The 19113-nt window shown below is 65.6% G+C and carries 16 protein-coding genes and 1 tRNA gene; 11 read left to right on the top strand and 6 right to left on the bottom strand.

The window, feature by feature from the left end:
- Positions 1-1602: a cisplatin damage response ATP-dependent DNA ligase gene (locus FJ936_RS02565; protein ID WP_140787268.1), complete on the top strand. Its 1602-nt coding sequence runs from the start codon at positions 1-3 to the stop codon at positions 1600-1602.
- Positions 1603-1636: 34 nt separating this feature from the next.
- Here FJ936_RS02565 and FJ936_RS02560 read toward each other — a convergent pair whose 3' ends face one another.
- A complete protein-coding gene (locus tag FJ936_RS02560) occupies positions 1637-2782 on the bottom strand; it encodes a hypothetical protein (protein ID WP_140787070.1) in 1146 nt (381 codons plus the stop codon).
- A gap of 289 nt (positions 2783-3071) precedes the next feature.
- Between FJ936_RS02560 and FJ936_RS02555 the strand changes: the two genes are divergently transcribed.
- From FJ936_RS02555 to FJ936_RS02510, 10 genes are all read left to right on the top strand, one after another.
- Positions 3072-3147: transfer RNA gene (locus tag FJ936_RS02555), tRNA-Thr, on the top strand.
- 307 nt (positions 3148-3454) lie between these two features.
- A complete protein-coding gene (locus FJ936_RS02550) occupies positions 3455-3664 on the top strand; it encodes a hypothetical protein (RefSeq protein WP_015314065.1) in 210 nt (69 codons plus the stop codon).
- Between the two features lie 148 nt (positions 3665-3812).
- Entirely contained in the window at positions 3813-4001 is a 189-nt protein-coding gene (locus FJ936_RS02545) for a DUF2158 domain-containing protein (protein WP_015314066.1), read from the top strand.
- A 164-nt stretch (positions 4002-4165) separates the two neighbouring features.
- The gene (locus FJ936_RS02540; protein ID WP_246680393.1) at positions 4166-4636 is read left to right on the top strand and encodes an acid-shock protein; all 471 of its coding nucleotides are present in this window, start codon (positions 4166-4168) and stop codon (positions 4634-4636) included.
- Positions 4637-4681: 45 nt separating this feature from the next.
- Positions 4682-5224 (top strand): RNA polymerase sigma factor, encoded by a 543-nt coding sequence (locus FJ936_RS02535; RefSeq protein WP_140714101.1) that lies wholly within the window; start codon positions 4682-4684, stop codon positions 5222-5224.
- A 26-nt stretch (positions 5225-5250) separates the two neighbouring features.
- Positions 5251-5703, top strand: a complete 453-nt coding sequence (locus FJ936_RS02530; RefSeq protein ID WP_140787065.1) for a hypothetical protein — start codon at positions 5251-5253, stop codon at positions 5701-5703.
- The gene (locus tag FJ936_RS02525; RefSeq protein ID WP_140787063.1) at positions 5700-6155 is read left to right on the top strand and encodes a periplasmic heavy metal sensor; all 456 of its coding nucleotides are present in this window, start codon (positions 5700-5702) and stop codon (positions 6153-6155) included. Before FJ936_RS02530 ends, FJ936_RS02525 begins: the two co-directional genes overlap by 4 nt.
- A gap of 108 nt (positions 6156-6263) precedes the next feature.
- Entirely contained in the window at positions 6264-6545 is a 282-nt protein-coding gene (locus tag FJ936_RS02520) for a hypothetical protein (protein WP_140787061.1), read from the top strand.
- Between the two features lie 118 nt (positions 6546-6663).
- Entirely contained in the window at positions 6664-8178 is a 1515-nt protein-coding gene (locus FJ936_RS02515) for a DUF1800 family protein (RefSeq protein ID WP_141906082.1), read from the top strand.
- 46 nt (positions 8179-8224) lie between these two features.
- Positions 8225-9463 carry a DUF1501 domain-containing protein gene (locus FJ936_RS02510; protein WP_140787056.1) on the top strand — a complete coding sequence of 413 codons (1239 nt, stop codon included), beginning with the start codon at positions 8225-8227 and terminating at the stop codon, positions 9461-9463.
- A gap of 53 nt (positions 9464-9516) precedes the next feature.
- Here FJ936_RS02510 and FJ936_RS02505 read toward each other — a convergent pair whose 3' ends face one another.
- From FJ936_RS02505 to FJ936_RS02485, 5 genes are all read right to left on the bottom strand, one after another.
- Complete coding sequence (locus FJ936_RS02505) at positions 9517-12927, bottom strand: acyl-[ACP]--phospholipid O-acyltransferase (RefSeq protein ID WP_140787054.1); 3411 nt, start codon at positions 12925-12927, stop codon at positions 9517-9519.
- A 345-nt stretch (positions 12928-13272) separates the two neighbouring features.
- A complete protein-coding gene (locus FJ936_RS02500; protein ID WP_140787050.1) occupies positions 13273-14850 on the bottom strand; it encodes an indolepyruvate oxidoreductase subunit beta family protein in 1578 nt (525 codons plus the stop codon).
- On the bottom strand, positions 14843-16996 hold the full coding sequence (locus FJ936_RS02495; protein ID WP_140787047.1) for an indolepyruvate ferredoxin oxidoreductase subunit alpha: 2154 nt from the start codon (positions 16994-16996) through the stop codon (positions 14843-14845). Before FJ936_RS02495 ends, FJ936_RS02500 begins: the two co-directional genes overlap by 8 nt.
- Positions 16997-17040: 44 nt before the next feature.
- Positions 17041-17523, bottom strand: coding sequence for a MarR family transcriptional regulator (locus FJ936_RS02490; RefSeq protein WP_140714119.1), 483 nt, complete (start codon positions 17521-17523; stop codon positions 17041-17043).
- The gene (locus FJ936_RS02485) at positions 17523-19094 is read right to left on the bottom strand and encodes an NAD(P)/FAD-dependent oxidoreductase (RefSeq protein WP_140787043.1); all 1572 of its coding nucleotides are present in this window, start codon (positions 19092-19094) and stop codon (positions 17523-17525) included. The genes FJ936_RS02490 and FJ936_RS02485 overlap by 1 nt, the downstream gene beginning before the upstream one ends.
- Positions 19095-19113: the final 19 nt, after the last annotated feature.

The following is a 19113-nucleotide window of genomic DNA, read 5'->3' as shown; positions in this document are numbered from 1 at the left end:
ATGAACCGCTTCGCCGAGCTTCTCGACCGCCTGGTGCTGACGCCGTCGCGCAACGGCAAGCTGACCCTTTTGATCGACTATTTCCGCACCGTCGAGGATCCCGATCGCGGCCTGGCGCTGGCGGCCATCACCGGGGATCTCAGGATTGCCGCGGTCAAGCCGGCCATGCTGCGCACGCTGGTCACCGAACGCATGGACCCGGTGCTGTTCGGTTATTCCTACGATTATGTGGGCGACCTCGCCGAGACGGTGTCGCTGGTCTGGCCGCAAGCGCCTGGCAGGATCGCCAACCGCGAGCCGACGCTTGGCGAGGTGGTTGCCAAGCTGCAGGCGGCAAGCCGCTCGGATGGAGCGAAAGTGCTGACGGGGCTGCTCGACAGTGCCGGTATCTCGGCACGCTTTGCCATCATCAAGCTGGTCACCGGCGGCCTCCGTATCGGCGTCTCGGCGCGGCTGGCCAAACAGGCGCTGGCCGATTTCGGCAAGGTCCACGTCGCCGAGATCGAGGAGCTCTGGCATGGGCTATCGCCGCCCTACACGGCGCTGTTCGCCTGGCTGGAAGGTAAGGCCGAAAAACCGCGCAACACGGCGCTGGCGCTGTTTCGCCCGGTCATGCTGTCGAACCCGATCGGTGACGGCGACCTCGAAAAGCTCGATCCCGCCGACTACGCGGCGGAGTGGAAATGGGACGGGATCCGCGTCCAGGCGGTAGCCGAAGGCGGCATCCGCCGGCTCTATTCGCGCACCGGCGACGATGTCTCAGGGGCCTTTCCAGACCTCGCCGACGCCATGCATTTTTCCGCCGCGCTCGATGGCGAATTGCTTGTCGGCGATCCGCGAGAAGCGACGGGAACCTTCTCGGACCTGCAGCAGCGGCTGAATCGCAAGACGGTAACGCCGAAGATGCAGCAGCAATATCCAGCCTTCATGCGCTGTTACGACGTGCTGCAGATCGGCACGGAGGATCTGCGCGGACTGTCCTTCCGCGAGCGACGCGGCCGGCTCGAAGCCTTCATCGGGACGCTCGACCCGAGCCGCTTCGATCTCTCCCCCTTCGTCGCGTTTACGGATTGGCGGTCGCTCGAGGACCTGCGCCGCGCGCCGCCGCATCCGATCATCGAAGGCGTGATGCTGAAGCGCTGGGATTCGCCCTATGTCGCCGGACGGCCGAAGGGTCCATGGTTCAAATGGAAGCGCGATCCGCACACGGTGGACGCCGTGCTGATGTATGCCCAGCGCGGCCACGGCAAGCGCTCGAGCTTCTATTCCGACTACACGTTCGGCGTCTGGTCCGGAGCCGAGGGCGAGGAGGAACTCGTGCCGGTCGGCAAGGCCTATTTCGGATTCACCGATGAAGAGCTGAAGCAGATCGACAAATATGTCCGTGACAACACCGTCGAGCGTTTTGGACCGGTGCGCTCGGTGCGCGCCGACCGCGACAATGGCCTGGTGCTCGAAGTCGCCTTCGAGGGACTCAACCGTTCGACCCGGCACAAATCGGGTGTGGCCATGCGTTTCCCCAGGATTTCACGATTGCGCTGGGACAAGCCGGCCAACGAGGCCGATCGCATAGAAACCCTGCAGGCGCTGCTCGACCGCTAGGGACCGTCGATGTGTCAGTCGCAACGAATTCAGTTCAGGGTTCGACCGAGACACGGATCTCGTAGACGTCGACCGCCTTGCCCTGCTTGTCGAAATCGGAATTGATGGCGATGGTTCCGGCCGAGCCCGGATGCTTGTCGGGAAACTTCACGTCGAACAGATATTCGTTCTTCTGCTGGCCGACCGCGTAACGCTTGCGGCCGCAATCGCCGAGTTCGCCAAAATTGCAGTCGACGGATATCTGCGTGTCCTTGCCGTCCTCGGCCCGGGCGATGATGTCGAACACGGCGTGCTTGCCGGCGAGTTTTTCCAGCACGCCCTGTCCGACATCGAAGGCGATCGCCGAGCCGGAGGCGCCGGACTGGATGCGCAGGAACGGCCCACTGTCGTCCTTCATCACCTCGGCCTTGGCGTCGGACGGAGCGGCGACATGCGTCGGGTCGGTCGGTGAAAACACATTGATCCAGTCGCGCGACTGGTCCGCGGCACCGGGCTTTGCCGGCGCGTTGGCGCCATCGGTCGGGGTGAAATCGTCGTCCTCTACGGTCGGCGGCGCTTCCGGCGGCGCGGTATTGAGCTGCGCGGCGGTCTTGAACACACCGGTCTGCATGGCGAAGTACAGTCCGATGCCAATCGCCGCAAGCAGCGTCACCGTGAAGAAAATGGCGGTCAGCGGCAGCCGCCGGCCTCGAATGCGCCGCTCATCGCGATCGGGCGCGACTTCCGTGGCGGCACCGGAAGAGGCTGGAACCGACATGTCGATGGCTGGCGCACCGGGCAGGGTCGCATCCGGCATGATGTCGGGAACCACCGGCAGCACGCGCGAGCGCGGTGCGTCGGAAGCGGGCTGCCCGGGACCGTCGACGGCGACAGCGGGCGATGACGCCCTTGGGCCCGCCTCGACCGCGGGCGCCGCGCCGGCCGCGGCCTCGACCGCCGGCGCGTCGATCTGCGGGGCAACACCGGGCACCGCCGGCAGGTACTCGGATTCGATTTCGGTGATTTTTGCCTGGATTGCCTTGCGGCGCTTGATGGCGACTTCCACGGTCACGCCGGGATTGGCCTGGAGCGCGCGGTCGAGCGCGGCGAAGGCCGAACGATAGACCCTCTCGCGGAACGCACGGTCCTCGGCATTGCCCTTTTCCAGGGCGTTCCGGATCGCTTTTTCGATCGCGTCCAAGCGAGATCCCTCTGCAAATTGTCCCAAGCTTTCATGATGGTTAGCCGCAGGCGACCAATCAATCAACGGGCGGGCAGCCGCATTCTGCCTCGACAGACCGTCCAAAGTCTATTTTCACGATGTTCCGGCAAACAAAATCGGAACATGTCGGCGATTCCGGGCATGCAGGGACGCCAGAACGCCGGTTTCGATCGGGGCGCGGCTCTTGCATGATTTGCCAAGTCGCATCTTGAATTCGCGGCCGGTTGAGTCTATCACCCTGCCCATCTTGGAGGCCTTGGCCTCCCGGGCCGCTTTAGCTCAGTTGGTAGAGCACATCATTCGTAATGATGGGGTCAGGTGTTCGAGTCACCTAAGCGGCACCAGTTTTTCAAACCGATGGTCGAAGCTGCCTGGACGCGCGGAAGAGGCCCGAATCCCCGGCCGTTTGCGTTTGCCATGGATGCAAGGATCTGCCCGTCGATCGACAACAACTCGGGAGCGGTGCAGATCTGGCCGAAGACCCGCGAGGCAAGTCGCGACTTGCTCCGGGCTTGGAAAACTCGCGAAAGCGAGCAATCCGGGATTTTCAAATCTCAATAACAAATGATGGACCGCGCATTTCTATTTTTTTGGAACAGACACTTGGGTTGCACATTTCCTGCCGACAGTTCCATGACAGGAGGTTTTGAATTGCCAAGGCGTGTCGACAAGGAAAAGCTGGCAAGAGCGGACCGCGAGGCGAGGCTGGTGCTGGATGCCGAGCGTCACGCAAGGGACGCCAAGACAACCCGCCTGAGGGAGCAGAGACTGCAGCAGGAGGCATTGGCGGACAAGGCCCCGCCTGCGCGCCGACGGGAGCCGACTGGGAAGCCGGCCAGGCGTGTGATCGAGGTGGACTGACCTGTTGGGGGGGTGCCCGGTTCGCCCCGATGGCGCGTCAGCGATGTCTCCGCGTTGCCGCATAAGACAGTAGCCCAGAAGACCCATATGCCATTGTCGGGACCCCCGTTTTGGTATGAAATGTCGGGTGTCAGCATGGGAGGTCCAAATGCCCAACACTTTCAAGACCGGAGACGTCGTCAAGCTGAGGTCGGGAGGCCCGAAAATGACGGTCAGCGACGGCGCCGCTTCCGGCATGTATCTGTGCCACTGGTTCAACAAAGACGGCGATGTGTGGACCCCGCAGCATGCCGGCTTCAAATCGGATCAGTTGATAGCCGCCGACCAATCGACGTAATTCCCGCCTTCGCCAACGGGCGGGCCGGCCCGGCGCAATTCAGATGCGCCGGACGAGGTGTTCTGCCGTACCCTGGGCCGCCAAAGTCCATCACCGCCGGCAAGCGGCGTGATAGGCATGGCGACCGACGGATTTCTGCGATCACGACGTTTAACGGTTGAAGCATGACCATGGCATCGGGCCATGGCAATGCGCCAACCGGAGACGTGAAGCATGATACGCCGTTCGATCCTTGCCGCTGCCCTGAGCCTGCTGACCACCGCGGCTCTGGCCCAGACAGGGACACAGCCACCGGCCGCCACACCGCCCCCGCGACATCGTCGGCCGCCAAGTCCGACATCACGCTGGCCAAGTTCCAGAAACGGCGAGAGAAGGCGATCATGGCCGCCGACACGGACGGCGACGGCAAGATCAGCCTGCTGGAATGGGAGGCCTTTCAGGCCAAGCGCAACGTCAAGGGCGATCCCGCCAAATCCTTCGCGCGCATTGATTCCAACCATGACGGCTTCATCGACCGGGCCGAGCTCGATGCGTTATTCGCCAAGCGCTTTGCCAGGCTGGACAAGAATGGCGACGGCATTCTGACGGGCGACGAGATGCCGGGCCACAAATCCGCTCCCAAGCCGGAGCAATGACCAAGAGGCTATGACGCATGATGGACATTGGGTGTGCGCCAACCCATGAGCCCCGACCCGGACGAGGAGCTGGTTCGCCGGGTCGGCACCGGCGACCCCGCGGCGGTGCGGACGCTCGTCGCGCGCAAGCTGCCGCGCATCCTTTCGCTGGCCGCGCGCATGCTCGGCGATGCGGCGGAGGCCGAGGACGTCGCGCAGGAAACCTTTATGCGCATCTGGCGTCACGCATCGGGCTGGCGGCGCGGCAACGCACGCTTCGACAGCTGGATCCACCGGGTGACGCTAAACCTTTGTTACGACCGGCTGCGCCGGCGCCGCGAGCTGGTGACCGACGACCTGCCGGACATTGTCGATCCCGCCCCGCTTCCCGATGCCCATCCCGGCAAGGAGGCGCATCGGGTCGAGCAGGCCTTGCAGGCAATCGCGCCGCGCCAGCGCGAGGCGATCCTCCTGGTCTACTATCAGGAGATGTCCAACATAGAGGCGGCCGCGATCCTGGAGATCAGCGTCGATGCCCTGGAAAGCCTGCTTTCGCGCGGCCGGCGGGCGCTGCAGGTGATCCTGGCCAAGGATAGTGTCGATGAATGAGAAAGCCGCGATCAAAGGACAGACTGATGTCTGATGGGTCCAGGAACGAACCGGCAGTGGATGCCGAGCGCTTTGCGGCTCTGGCGGCGGCCTATGGCGGCGACTTGCGGCGGTGGCCGCAGGCCAACCGCACGACCGGCGCGACGTTCGCAAGGACCGAGATGGGCGCGGCCATATTGGGGCAGGCAGGCAAACTCGACGCCTTGCTCGACAGCTATGACGTCATGGCGCCTCGCGCGGCACTGCACGGCGGCATCCTGCGAATGGCCGACCGGCTGCTCGTCCAGCGCCGGCGCCGACGGGCCTGGTGGCTGGGTCTTGGACTCGCCGGCATCGGCCTGGCCGGCGCCATCGCCGGATTGACCCTGGTGAGCGTCGTCACGCCAGAGTTTCAGCCCGACCGCTATGTGCTCGATGCCAATGCGACGGCGTTCGGCGATGCCGGGTCCGATGGCGACACGATCGAGGAGGACCTATGAGCACGCGCCGCAACCTCGTGATCGCATCCGTGGCGCTGAATGTCTTCCTGGCCGGCGCGCTTGCGGGCGGAGCCGTCTGGATAAGAAGCGGCAAGCCCGGCCAGGGTTATTCGCTGGAAGCCGCCGGGAGCCGGCTTCCCCACCAGGAGCGCGTGCTGTTTCGAAAGGCGCTGCGCGACGTGCGGCGCGAATCCCGCCAGGTCATCCTCGATGGCCAGCAGGCCAGGCGCGAGGCAGCCGACCTGCTGCGCCAGCCCGTCCTCGACACGACGGCCCTGTCGGCCGCGCTGGAAAGGGCGCGCAATGCCGATATCGCCGTGCGCACACGGCTTGAGCAGCGCATCGTCGAGTTCGCGACGGTGGGTTCGGCCTGGGATCGCGCCGTGCTCGCGGACGGGCTGGCCAGGCGGGCCGGGCCGCCATCGACGGCAGAGCCGAAAAAATCGCCGTGACCACCGACGGAAAACGACCGCAAGGCCGTTTAACCAGAGGAAGGGCAGCCTGCCGGACCAATCGGTACGCACAGGTTTTCATTCTCGGAGAACATTCGGAGTAACATCATGAACCGTCTGACACAGTATGCGGCGGCAGCCGTCCTCGCCTTCACCGGAACCGCCGCGACCGTCGCGACCTCCGCCGCCATGCCGATGGTGGCGCAGCCGGCCGCCCCGGCGCTGATCGAGCACGTGGCCTGGGGTTGCGGGCCTGGATGGCATCCCAATCACTGGGGGCGCTGCGTTCCCAATCGTGTCGTGGTGTATCCGCGCTACCGCTATTGGCACCGCCCGGCCTACTACGGCTGGCATCCGCACCGCCACTGGCACCGCTGGCACCGCTGGTAAGCGCGCGGGAGGGCCGGGCGGCATCCGCCTGCCCGGCCGCCTATCCCCGGTTTGCGCTGGGGAAACAGCCGATCGGGCGTCGCGCGCCTCGCGTGAGATCCAACGATGGAGCGTTGACATGGCTGTCGCGACCAAAGTGCCCATGACGCCAGATCCCGCCCTGCCAGATCCCGCTTTGATAGTCTTCAATCGCTTCGGCCTTGGAGCCCGGCCGGGTGATCGCGAAAGACTGGCCGGCGACCCTCGCGGTTATCTCAAGGCGGAGCTGCGGCGGCCCGACGTCGCCATGATATCGCTCGACGATCCCGCCTATGCCGACCTCAAGGGGAGCACGCCGGCCATCCAGGCCAGCATGGCGGCAAATCTCCAGCGCAAGCGGGACCGGCAGCGGATGGCGACGGAGCAGCCGCCAGCGGCCACGTCGGCCGCGGCTTCGGTCATGCCTCCACCCGCCGCACCGGTCATGTCGCCGCCCGTCGCCCCGGCCGCGGCCGCGGCCAAACCCGCCGCTGTGCCGCCTGTCGAGGTTATGTTGTTCCGGGCCGAGGCACAGGCGCGCTTCGACAAGGCAATGCAGGCAGAGGCCGGCTTCGTCGAGCGCCTGGTCTATTTCTGGTCGAACCATTTCTGCGTCTCCGTCGCCAAGGACAACATCGTGCGCGCCAGCGCCGGGGCGTTCGAACGGGAGGCCATCCGGCCTTTCGTGCTCGGGCGCTTCGCCGACATGCTCATGGCGGTGGAGCGGCATCCGGCCATGCTGTTCTATCTCGACAACCAGCAGTCGATCGGCCCGGACTCCCGCGCCGGCAAGAACCGCCAGCGCGGCCTCAACGAGAACCTCGCCCGCGAAATCCTGGAACTGCACACGCTCGGTGTCGGCAGCGGCTACAGCCAAGCCGACGTGACCAGCTTCGCGCGCATCCTGACCGGCTGGATGATGGCCGGACGGGAAGGACGGCTGGGCGAACCCGGCAGTTCCGTTTTCAACGCCAATGCGCATGAGCCGGGTGACGCGGTGCTGCTCGGCAAGACCTATCCGGCTGGCGGCATGGGCCAGGCCGAGGCCGCGCTCAATGACATCGCCCGTCATCCGGCGACCGCGCAACACATCGCCACGCAACTTGCCCGCCATTTCATAGCCGACGACCCGCCGTCGGCGGCGGTCGCCCGCCTCGCCAAGGTGTTCACCAGGAGCGACGGCAATCTCAGGGCACTGGCGGCGGCGCTCGTCGACATGCCGGAAGCGTGGTCGACGCCATTGGCCAAGATGCGCTCGCCGTTCGACTATATCGCGGCCATCCGCCGAGCGGCCGGCCCTGGTCCGACGAACGACCCTGGCCAGTCGCTCAACTGGCTCAACGCGCTGGGCGAGCCGCTCTGGCGGCCGCCGGGACCGAACGGCTTTTCCGACCAGGCGGACAGCTGGGCATCGGCGGAAGGCATGAAGACCCGCCTCGACATCGCATGGCAGGCCGCCTGGCAAGTGAAGGACGTCGGCAACCCCAACGGCATGCTCGACGCGGTCATCGGTCCCTCCGCCTCGCCCGAAACACGCCAAGCGATCGCCCGCGCCGAGTCCAAACAGCAAGGCCTGGCGCTTCTGCTGATGGCGCCCGAATTCCAGCGACGATAGATCGAACGATAGGTCCGGCGTCGACAACTCCCATGGAGACGAAGTCATGAGCCTGCTGTGCGAAACCCCTCACCCTTCCCGCCGCGCCGTGCTGACGACCGGCGGCGCGCTGTTTGCCTGGTCCTATCTGCCGCGCTTCGCCCGTGCCGCCGACAACCGCGACCCGCGCCTGATCGTCATCGTGCTGCGCGGTGCGCTGGACGGCCTGTCGACCGTCGGTCCGGTCGGCGATCCCGACTATGCCGGCCTGCATGGCGACATCGCCCTGTCGCTCACCGGCCCGCACGCGGCACTGCCGCTCGATGCTTTCTTCGCGGTCAATCCGGCGATGCCGGTGTTTGCGCGGCTGTTCAAGAACAAGCAGGCGGCTGTCGTGCACGCCGCCGCGACCGGCTATCGCGAGCGCTCGCATTTCGATGGCCAGGATGTGCTGGAAAGCGGCTTTGCCGGTCCCGGCCATGTCGCCACCGGCTGGCTCAATCGGGCGCTGGAGAACCTGCCGGCGGGCGACCGCGTGGCGACGCTCGGCGGCCTGGCCGTCGGACCGTCGACGCCGCTGGTGATCCGTGGCGCGGCTCCCGTGCTCGGCTGGGCGCCGCAATCGCTGCCGGCGCCGGCCGGCGACCTCGCGGCGCGCGTTCTCGATCTCTACCAGCATCGCGATCCGGTTCTGGCCGTCGCGCTGCAAAAAGGTCTCGACGCCGATCGCATGGCGCTTGACGACCAGATGGGCGCCAAGACGATGAAGCCGAAAGGCGGCCTCGACAGCGCCGCCGGCATGCGGCAGGCCGCGCAAGGCGCCGCCAGGCTGATCGCCGCCGATGACGGGCCGCGTGTCGCGGCACTCGCCTTCGATGGCTGGGACACGCATGTCAACGAAGGCGGCGCGACCGGCCGCCTCGCCAGCCTGCTCGGCGGCCTCGACGGTGCCTTCGAGGAATTCAAAAAAGGTCTCGGCGAGCGCTGGAAGGATACGGCAATCGTCACCATCACCGAATTCGGCCGCACCGCGCGGGTCAACGGCACGGTCGGCACCGACCACGGCACCGGCACCGTGGTGCTGCTCGCCGGAGGCGCCATCAAGGGCGGCCGCGTCATCGCCGACTGGCCGGGGCTGAAGCCCGCGCAACTTTACCAGCAGCGCGACCTTGCGCCGACCAGCGACGTGAGGGCGGTGCTGAAAGGCCTGCTCGCCGACCAGTTCGGACTTTCGGCCTCGGTGCTCGGCGAGAAAGTGTTTCCGGACTCAGGTGCGGTGAAGCCGATGATGAACCTGATCGCCTGAAGGCTGGCGGCGCCGCGTCTCCTACCGCGGCGCCGTCTCGCTGTCGCCGGCGATCAGGCGGCCTCGACCTTGGCTGCCTGCAAGGCTTCGCCGCGTACCAGCCTGGTCACGCCGACGAAGTCGATCTTGCCCGAGCCAAGCACCGGTACATGCGTCACGACGCGCACTTCAGCCGGCACCATCAGGTCCATGGCGCCGTTTGCCTTGGCGAACGCCAGAAACTCGGCGCGCGTCGCTTTCTCGGCCTCGGTGATGAGAACGAGTTTTTCACCCTTGCGCGGGTCCGGTACGGTCGCGACCGCCGAGAGCGAACCTTTCCACAGCTCGCCCGCCAGAGCTTCCACCGCAGCCAGCGAAATCATCTCGCCGCCGATCTTGGCGAAGCGCTTGGCGCGGCCGCGAATGCTGACGAAACCGGCATCGTCGATGCTGACGATGTCGCCGGTGTCGTGCCAGCCATCTTGCAGCGGTTCGAGCACACCCGGCTTTTCGGCCCTGAGATAGCCCGCCATGACGTTGGGGCCGCGCACGAACAGCCGGCCACCGCCCTCGACGCCGATCACCGGTTCCAGACGATATTCCATGCCGGGCATGATTTTTCCGACCGTGCCCGATTTGTTGTACATCGGCGTGTTGATGGAGATCACCGGCGCCGTCTCGGTAACGCCGTAGCCTTCGAGAATGCGCAGGCCGAACTTCTCCATGTAGGTTTCGCGGGTCGAGGCCTTGACCGGCTCCGCACCGGAAAAGCAATAGCGCACCGAGCGGAAATCATAGGGATGCGCTGTACGCGCATAGCCGCTGAGGAAGGTGTCGGTGCCGAAGATGATTGTCGCATTCGAGGCATAGACCAGTTCCGGCACGATGCGGTAGTGCAGCGGCGACGGGTAGAAATAGACCGGGACGCCGGACACCAGCGGCAGCACCGTGCCCGCCGTCAGGCCGAAGGAATGGAAGATCGGCAGAACGTTGAACACCTTGTCGCCCGAATGGAAATCGATGCGCGAGGCGGCTTGCGCGGCGTTGGCCAGGATGTTGCGGTGGGTGAGCACGACGCCCTTCGGCGTCCCTTCGGAGCCTGAGGTGAACAGGATCACGGCCGCGTCGGTGGCCTTGCGGGCAACCCTGGGCGTACTCTTGCGCAGCAGGCCGAGCAGCTTGTCCTTGAGGCCGATGGTCGCGCGCAAATCATCGAGCCAGACAATGTTGAGCGAGCGGCCGATCTCCTCGACGATCGCGCCAAGCTTGGCCTGCTCGACAAACGCCCGCGAGGTCAGAATGGTGGTTACCTGCGCCGCCTTGCAAGCGGACAGGATGTTGGCGGCACCGGCGGTGAAGTTGATCATCGCGGGGACCTTGCCGGCGGAGATGACGCCGAGCAGCGCGGCACAGGCGCCATTGGCGTTGGGCAGCATGATGCCGAGCGTGTCCTGTCCGGCATAAAGCGTCTCGAACTTCTCGCCGAGCACGGCGACAGCCGTGAGCAGCTTGCCGTAGCTCAGCGAACCGGCGACCGGATCCTGCACGGCAAGTTGCTTCATGCCGCGCTCGGTCGCCGTCTCGATGATCCTTTCGAGCACGGTCTTGTCGATATGCTGGGTGCGGAAGACGAGGTCGGACATCACCTGGTAGAGCGCGGCACCGGCGGCGGCCCGACGCTTGCGTCCCTTCAGCTCGTCGTTGACCTTGAGCCTGACCGGCGGCAGTATGGTCACCTTGACCTTCGGGAACAGGCGGCGGCGCACGTGCTGCGCCGTCAGCCGCGAGAAGGGGCTTTTCTCCAGCCCCTCGATGCGGATCGGCACCACCATCGAGCCGGTCTTGTCGGCCACCATGGCGGCACCGTCATAGACCTTCATCAACCCGCCCGTGACGGTGATGCGGCCCTCGGGGAAGATGACCAGCGGGTCGCCGTTCTGCACGATCTTGATCAGCGTGCGTGTCGACATCGGCTTGGACGGATTGAGTGGCAGCGCGCGGGTCAGCTTTAAAAACGGCTTCATCCACCAGGCCTGCGCAATGGTGTAGTCGATGGCGAAGACCGGCTCCTCATTGGTCAGCGTCAGAGCCAGCGGTCCATCGAGGAAGCTGACATGGTTCAGTGCCAGGATGGGTGCCGGGCCTGCGGCCTTGAGATTGTCCAGGCCTTCGACTTCCAGCCGATGGAAGGCGCGGAAAAGAATGGAGACAAAATCGCGGAAGGCATTGGTCGGCAGGTATTTCAGCATCAGCCAGGCGGCGACGGCATTGGCCAGGGCGAGGCCGAACAGGATGCCTCCCGTCGAGACGCCGGCTGCCTGGATGATGGCGACGAGCAAGCCGCCGACGGTCATGAAGCCGGCGTTGACGATGCTGACCGCGGCGACGACCCGAGCGCGGCGCGCCTCGGGCGACCAGGCCTGCACGGCGGCAAAGGTCGGCACCACGAGGAAGGCGCTGGAAATGGCCATGCCGGCGAGGTCGATCGCAACACGGATCGTGTTTGGCCCGGCGAAGAAGAGGCCAAGGGTTTCGGATCTGGGCGAAGGCTGCATGCTCCAGATGGTCCATGCGAGGTCGAGGCCGAACAGCGCCAGCAGCGCCGTGCCGACCGGTGCGGGCAAGAGCACGATGCGTCCCTGCGACATCCACGCGGCGATTGCCGAGCCAATGGCGATCGAGATAGCGAACACCGCGAGATAGGCGGTGACCGCGATCTCGCCACCGCCGAGCTGATCCTTGACCAGCGTCGGCAGGATCGAAAGCACAATGGCGCCGATCAGCCAGAACCAGGACGTCATCAGGCCGGCGCGCCAGATCCGTGAGTCCGTGCGCAATTCGCTGACCTGGCGCCAGGTCGAGCGAAAGACATTCCTGTCGATGACGAGGTCGGGCGCCGCGGAACCGGTTGAAGGGATGTGGCGGCTGACGGCCCAGCAGCCGACGGCGAGGATCATCATGATCGGCCCGAAGACCGAGACGCCGATGCCATCGGCCGAGACGACGCCCCCGGCGATGGTGCCGCCGAGGATGGCCGCGAAAGTCGCCGACTCGATCCAGGCGTTGGCGCCCGGCAATTCCTTGCGTTCGAGGTGATCGGGCAGGATCCCGTATTTGATCGGCCCGAACAGCGCCGAGATGATGCCGAACATCAACAGCGCGGTCATCAGCACGGGGATGGAGGACAGCGCGATGCCGACGACCGCCACGGCAGCGGCGCCGATCTCGGCAAATTTCAGCCGGCGGGCGATGAGCGCCTTGTCGAAGCGATCGGCGATCTCGCCGCCCAGCGCTGACAGGAGCAGGAATGGAGCCATGAACACGGCGCCGGCCAAAGTGACCAGCGAGGCAGCCTGATCGGCGGCAAGTGTAAAGAGGATCAGGAACACCAGCGTGTTCTTGAGGAAATTGTCGTTGAAGGCGGACAGGAACTGCGTCCAGAAAAGTGGCGCGAAGCGCCGCGAAAGCATGAGATGCGTGTTCATGGCGATTTCCATCTGGCGGAACCCTTCGACAGTGTGCCGATAGGCCCTGCGGGTTGCAGGCGCTGTTCAGTTTTAGTGATAGTCCTGAGCTGGTTAAACTTTCTTGCTGCGCTTTTGCCCATCCGCGGCTTTCGGCCGCTGCGAAATGAACGTCGTTCACAATCGCACTCTATCACGCTTTGAACATCGTTCAAGGGGAAAAATGAACAGCGTTCACCAAACCGGTTGATGGTCCGAATGTCGAAACCAGCCCTCGCAAGACCGAGGGCGCCACGGGGTGACCCTCCGAGGCTTCGAGCATACCAACGGGGCCGATGCCCGGTGAAGTCTGTCGGGACGTGCGGCTCAGTTGCCCGTTGCCCGACCCAAGGTCGCCACGGTCTTCAGCGCGCCGTCAAGCATGTCGCCCTTCTCGTCCTTCAGCGCCGCCTCGCGCAGGCGGCGGATCCAGTCGGCGGCGTCGTCCCTCCCCTCGAGCAGATCAAGTGCCGACAGCACGCGGTTGAATTTCGACTGGGCGCGCACATGCGTGTCGCTGTAGCCCTTGATCAGCCGGCGGCAATTGAGGATTTCGACGGCAAGCGCGTAATCCGCCGGCACGTAACCAAGCGCGAGCGTGTACCATTGGTCAAGATGCGCGGTCTCGACCTTGTGGCGCAGCAGGCGGCGGCGCCAGCGGCGCAGGCCGCCGATGAACCACAAAGCGGCGAAGCCGGCAAAGCTGTCGGTGCGGATGCGGCGGCCCCGGTTGATGCGGCGGTCGAGGAAGGCTGCCAATTTCGGCCGGTCCTCGATGTAGCTGCCCAGCCTCGCCGGCAGCGTGCCGCAGAACTCCTCGATGCGCGGATGGAAGTACTCGGTCACTTGCAGGACCGAACCGTCCTTGACGCCAACCTCCTTGCGCACCCGCCTGTCGCGGGTCGAGCGCGTCTTCAAATCGGCGACGCGGATCATGTCGTCATAGCACATGGCGTTGGCCAGATGCTTGGCGGCCGCGATTGACAGCGCATGGGTTGGATCCGCGCTGCCAATCGCGACGGCCCTGTCCAGCCGCTCGAGATATTCGCGCCCATAGGCGATGTCCTGATAGTCGACGACCTTTCTCAGGCCCCTGAGCGCCATCTCGCGCACCGCCACCGGCAGCAGGTCGATGCGGGCGGTAAGCGCCTGCCATCCCTGCAACAGGTTTCGCGGACCACTCACATGTCCCGCACCCAGGGCAGATTCGACAATCGCCGGCTCCGCCGGTTTCGCCGTCGGCGCCGCCATGCCGCGCGCACGATCATACGCGGCCGCGAAGGCGGCGAGGCTGGCCTTGACGCCACGGCCGCCGGTGCCAATCGCCTGCTCATAGCTTTCACGGGTAAACGGCAGCGCGTCGGAGCCGGCCAGCGCGCCAAGCAGGCTGGCCGAGATCATCGAGCCGTTGTCGGCGGCGATCTTTTCCATGTCGAAAGCGATGAAGCGCTTCGACGCGGCCCCCGCGGTGGCGTGGACTTTGGACGACGAAGCGCGGCCATCACCCGGTTCGATCTTTTCCGACACGGCGGCGATGCGGTGCGAGGAAGCGATCAGCGTCGTGCGGTTGGGGGTGACGAAGCCCCTGATGATGGCTCGGCCGGCTTCCATCAATTCGGCAGCGATCAGGATATCGACATCGCCCTGCGAGGGCGACAGCGCGAAGACCGGCAGGCGGCCGGTGTCGCGGGCCATTTCGATATAGTAGATGGTGGCGCCGGTGCGCTGCGCGACGCCGGCGACCGAGGTCGATTGCGCGACAAAGCCATTGCGCTCGGCGACGTCGGTGATCCAGTCGGCGAGCACGCCGCCGCCCTGGCCGCCGACGGCCAGAACGGCGAGCTTGATCACCGGCTCATCGGCAGCACCGGACCGGGGGCGCGAGGAAGGAACGGGATCAAGCATCGGCGAATATCAGGCGCCGGCCTTCGCGCCGCCTCTGCAGGAAACCGATCGTCGCGCGGCGCGCCGTCTCCAGGAAACGGTCCCAGCGGCTTGGATTGTGCACGACGTCGGCACGGTAGAAGGACGGGCACAGCACCGCGGCATCGGCGACCTCGCCGCAATTGCCGCAGCCGACGCAGTTCTGGTCGATCGACGCGACCGGATCGTCGCGCAACGGATCGTCGAGCGACTTGACCGACAGCGATGGGCAGCCGGAGAGCCGCATGCAAGCATGGTCGCCGGTGCAGATGTCCTCGTCGACGCCAAATTTCGGCTTGACGACACGCTCGCCGCCTTTGATCGCCTTGTCGACCAGCGGCTTTTCGCGGCGCTGGCGATTGAGCATGCATTCCGACGAAGCGACGATGACTTTTGGCCCCTTCTCGTCCGTCGTCAGCGCCTCGCGCAGCGTGTCCTGCACCTTGCCGACATCGTAGGTGCGGTCGACATGGCGCAGCCATTTTACGCCCATGCCTTTCACCGCTTCGGTGATCGGATGCTTGGTCGACTTGGTCTTGTTGCCGGCGCGCGACGACAGGATATCCTGCCCGCCAGTGGCGGCCGAGTAAAAATTATCGACGACGACGATGACGCCATCATTCTTGTTGAACACCGCATTGCCGATCGATGAGGTCAGGCCGTTGTGCCAGAAGCCGCCGTCGCCGACGAAGGAGATAGAGCGGCGCTTGGCATCGGGCGCGTTGAACGCCGAGGCCGAGGCTGGTCCGAGCCCGTAGCCCATGGTGGTGGCGCCGAGTTCGAAGGGCGGCATGATCGAGAACAGATGGCAGCCGATATCGGAAGCGATGTGGTGCTTGCCGAGCTCCTGCTCGACCAGCTTGGTCGCGGCGAAGATCGGCCGCTCCGGGCAGCCGATGCAGAAACCGGGCGGTCGTCCTGGAACGACATTGATCAGGTCCGCCGTGTCGACGCCGTCGCCGACCTTGTTGGGTGCGCGCACTTCGCCCGGCAGCAGATGCGGGGCCTCGGCGCGCAGGAAGGCGCCGATACCGTCGAGCATGACCTGGCCGGTATATTCCCCAGCCATCGGCAGGTGCTCCTTGCCGACCAGCCTGGTGCCGCGCCCGGCCTTGTGCAGCATCGCGGCAAAAGCCTGCTCGATATAATTGGGCTGGCCCTCCTCGACGACGAGCACCGCCTGCTTGCCTTCGCAGAAGACGAGGAATTCGTCGTCGATTAAGGGATAGACGGCGTTGAGCACATAGAGCGGCACGTCGGTCTCGCCATAGGTGTCGGCAAGGCCGAGCCGCTGCAGCGCACGAATGACTGAATTGTACATGCCGCCCTGCATGACGATGCCGACGGAGCCATGGTCCGAGCCGAAGAACTCGTTGATCTTGTTCCTGGCGATGAAATCCACCGCCGCCGGCCAGCGCTTTTGCACTTTCTCCTTTTCGTGCAGGAAGGAGGCGGGCGGCAGCACGATACGGCCGGTGTCGCGGCGCGGTGCTTCGAGCGCATCGGCGACCGTCATCGGCGGACGCTTGTTGTCCTTGGCGATGAAATGGCCATGCACGTGGCAGCAGCGGATGCGCACCTGCAGCATGACCGGCGTGTTGGAGATTTCCGACAGTTCGAAGCCATCCTCCACCGCCTTGACGATGGACGGCAGGTTGGGACGGGGATCGAGCAGCCAGACCTGGCTCTTCATCGCGAAGGCATGGCTGCGCTCCTGCATGATCGAGGAGCCCTCGCCATAATCCTCGCCGACGATGATCAGCGCGCCGCCGGTGACGCCGCCGGAAGCGAGGTTGGCCAGCGCGTCTGAAGCCACATTGGTGCCGACGGTCGACTTGAACGTCGCCGCGCCCCGGATCGGGTAATGCACCGAAGCGGCGAGCATGGCGGTGGCGGTGGCTTCCGAGGCGCTCGCCTCGAAATGCACGCCGAGTTCGCCCAGAATGTCCTGCGCGTCGGCCAGCACGTCCATCAGATGGCTGATCGGCGCGCCCTGATAGCCGCCGACATAGCCGACCCCGCACTGCAGCAGCGCCTTGGTGATGGCGAGGATGCCCTCGCCGGCGAATTCCTCGCCGGCGCCGAGCCTCAGTTTTTCGACTTCCTTGGCAAAAGACCGTTCGGCCATCTCTGCCTCCTTCCGTTGCCGCCGACAGCAGGCGGCGCCTATATCTAGATGTCGTGCTTGCGAATGTTTTTGAGCATCTTCAGAAGCGTCGCGATGAGTGCTGCATATTCGGCGTCGTCGATATCGTCGAACATCGCCTCGAAGGCGTCATGCATGGCCGGCCAGGCGCGGGTGAACTCGGCGCGGCCCTCGTCGGTCAGGAACACGTGGCGGATGCGGCTGTCGGTGACGCCTTGCTCGCGCCGCACGAAGCCCTGGCCCTCCAGCGTGTCGAGCGTGCGGCTCAGGGTAGACTGCTCGATGACCGTATAGACCGAGAGGTCGTTGACGGTGACGCCATCGGTGACCGACAGCACCGCCAGCGTGCGCACCTGCGAAATGGTCAGGCCCTGCTTGCGGAAATCGTCGCGCAAGGTGGCGTTGTAGCGGCCCATGATGCGGTTCATCAGATAGGGCGCGAATTGCTGCAGGCCGATCTGGCCGAGGGTGGAAATGCGCTGGCGTTTTTCGACGACCTTCTGTTCCATCACAGCCTCCCTGCCAGCAGGAAGCCGGAGCCACCGCCGAGGCCCGCACCGGGATGGGTCGAGGCGCCGATATGGTAGAGGCCCTTGACGCCGGTCTGATGGTTGCGGCTGGTCTTGAACGGCCGCCACAGGAACGACTGGTCGACAACAGAGGAGCCGCCGTAAGGGTCGCCGCCGACCAGGTTGATGTTCATCGCTTCGAGATCGGCCGGCGAATAGGCGCGGCGCGCGATCACGCTGTCCTTGAAGCCGTCGATATGGCCGGCGAGTATCGCTTCAGCGCGATCGGCATAGGCCTCGCGCAGCGCCTCGGTCCATAGTCCGTCGGCAGGCGCATCGAGCTTGCCGGCGGCGTCGCCCTTGATGTAACGGGGCGCCTCGGGGAGTTGCAGCCACAGGATCGCCTGGCCTTCCGGACAGCGTGATGGGTCGAGCGCGTGCGGCTGGCCGACGCAGATGGTCGGCACCTCCGGCAGCATGCCGCGCGCCGCCTCGTTGCAGGCTTTCGAAACGCCATCCAGTCCGGGCGTCAGATGCAGCAGCGCCACCTTGTCGAGGCCCTCGCCGCGCCAGGACGGCGGCTTGGTCAGCGCGTAATGGATCTGAAAATTGCCCTTGCCATAGCGGTATTTCCTCGTCGCTTCGACGTCGTCCTTCGAAGCGTCCTTGCCGAGCAGACGGCCGTAAAGCTGCGTCGGCGTGACCGAGCAGATGACGCTCTTGTTCGCTGTGATCGTTTCGCCCGACGCCAGCCGCACACCGGCTGCGCGGCCACCCGCCTGGACGACCGAAGCGACGTCGGCGCCGGTGCGGATGTCGCCGCCGCGTTCCCTGATCAGCGCTTCGAAGGCGGCAAGCAGGTTCTTCGCCCCGCCCTTGACGATCGGCGCACCGGCAGCCTCCAGCGCGAAGGCGATCACCTTGGCGATCTGGCCGGAAAACGCATCTTCCGGGCCAAGCCCGGCATGCAGCACCCAGGGCGCCCAGAGCGCCCTGACGGTCTCGGACCGATAGCTGCTCTCCAGCCAGCCGCGCGCCGGCACCAGCGCTTCGCCAAGAAAGGCGGCTAGGCCACGCGGACCACGCCGCCAGGTATCGCCGGCCAGCAGCTTCGCCGTCGGGTATGACCAAAGCGCGCCGCCGAGCAAACCGAACAGCAAGCCGGCATTGCGCTCAATGCCGCCGACATCTTCCGCATGCCGGTCACCGTCGCCGGCCGCGATCGCGTTCAGCGCAGCGACATTGGCGGCGCGGCCGGTGCTGAGCACGGCATGGCTGCCGTCGGGCATGAGCACGCCGGTCGGCGTGCCGGTGTGGCAGAACTCCAGCCCGTGCCGGGCGAGGTCGCCGCCCAATGCTGCAAAGGCCGGCGAGGTGATGAACAGCACGAAGGTGGTCGCCATCACGTCATGGACGAAGCCCGGCGCGGTGATCTCCTCGGTGCGCATGCAACCGCCGATACGGTCGTTGCGCTCCAGCACGAGCACCTTGGCGCCCTTGCCGCCGAGCATCGCCGCGCAGACCAGCGCGTTGATGCCGCTGCCGACGATGATGTGATCGGGGGCGGTCATCGAGGGGTGCTCCCCCGCT

It is taken from the genome of Mesorhizobium sp. B2-4-13, from assembly GCF_006658535.1.
Lineage (GTDB): Bacteria > Pseudomonadota > Alphaproteobacteria > Rhizobiales > Rhizobiaceae > Mesorhizobium > Mesorhizobium australicum.
The sequence above is the reverse complement of the archived record's forward strand: the minus strand, read 5'-3'. Positions and strand labels throughout refer to the sequence as shown.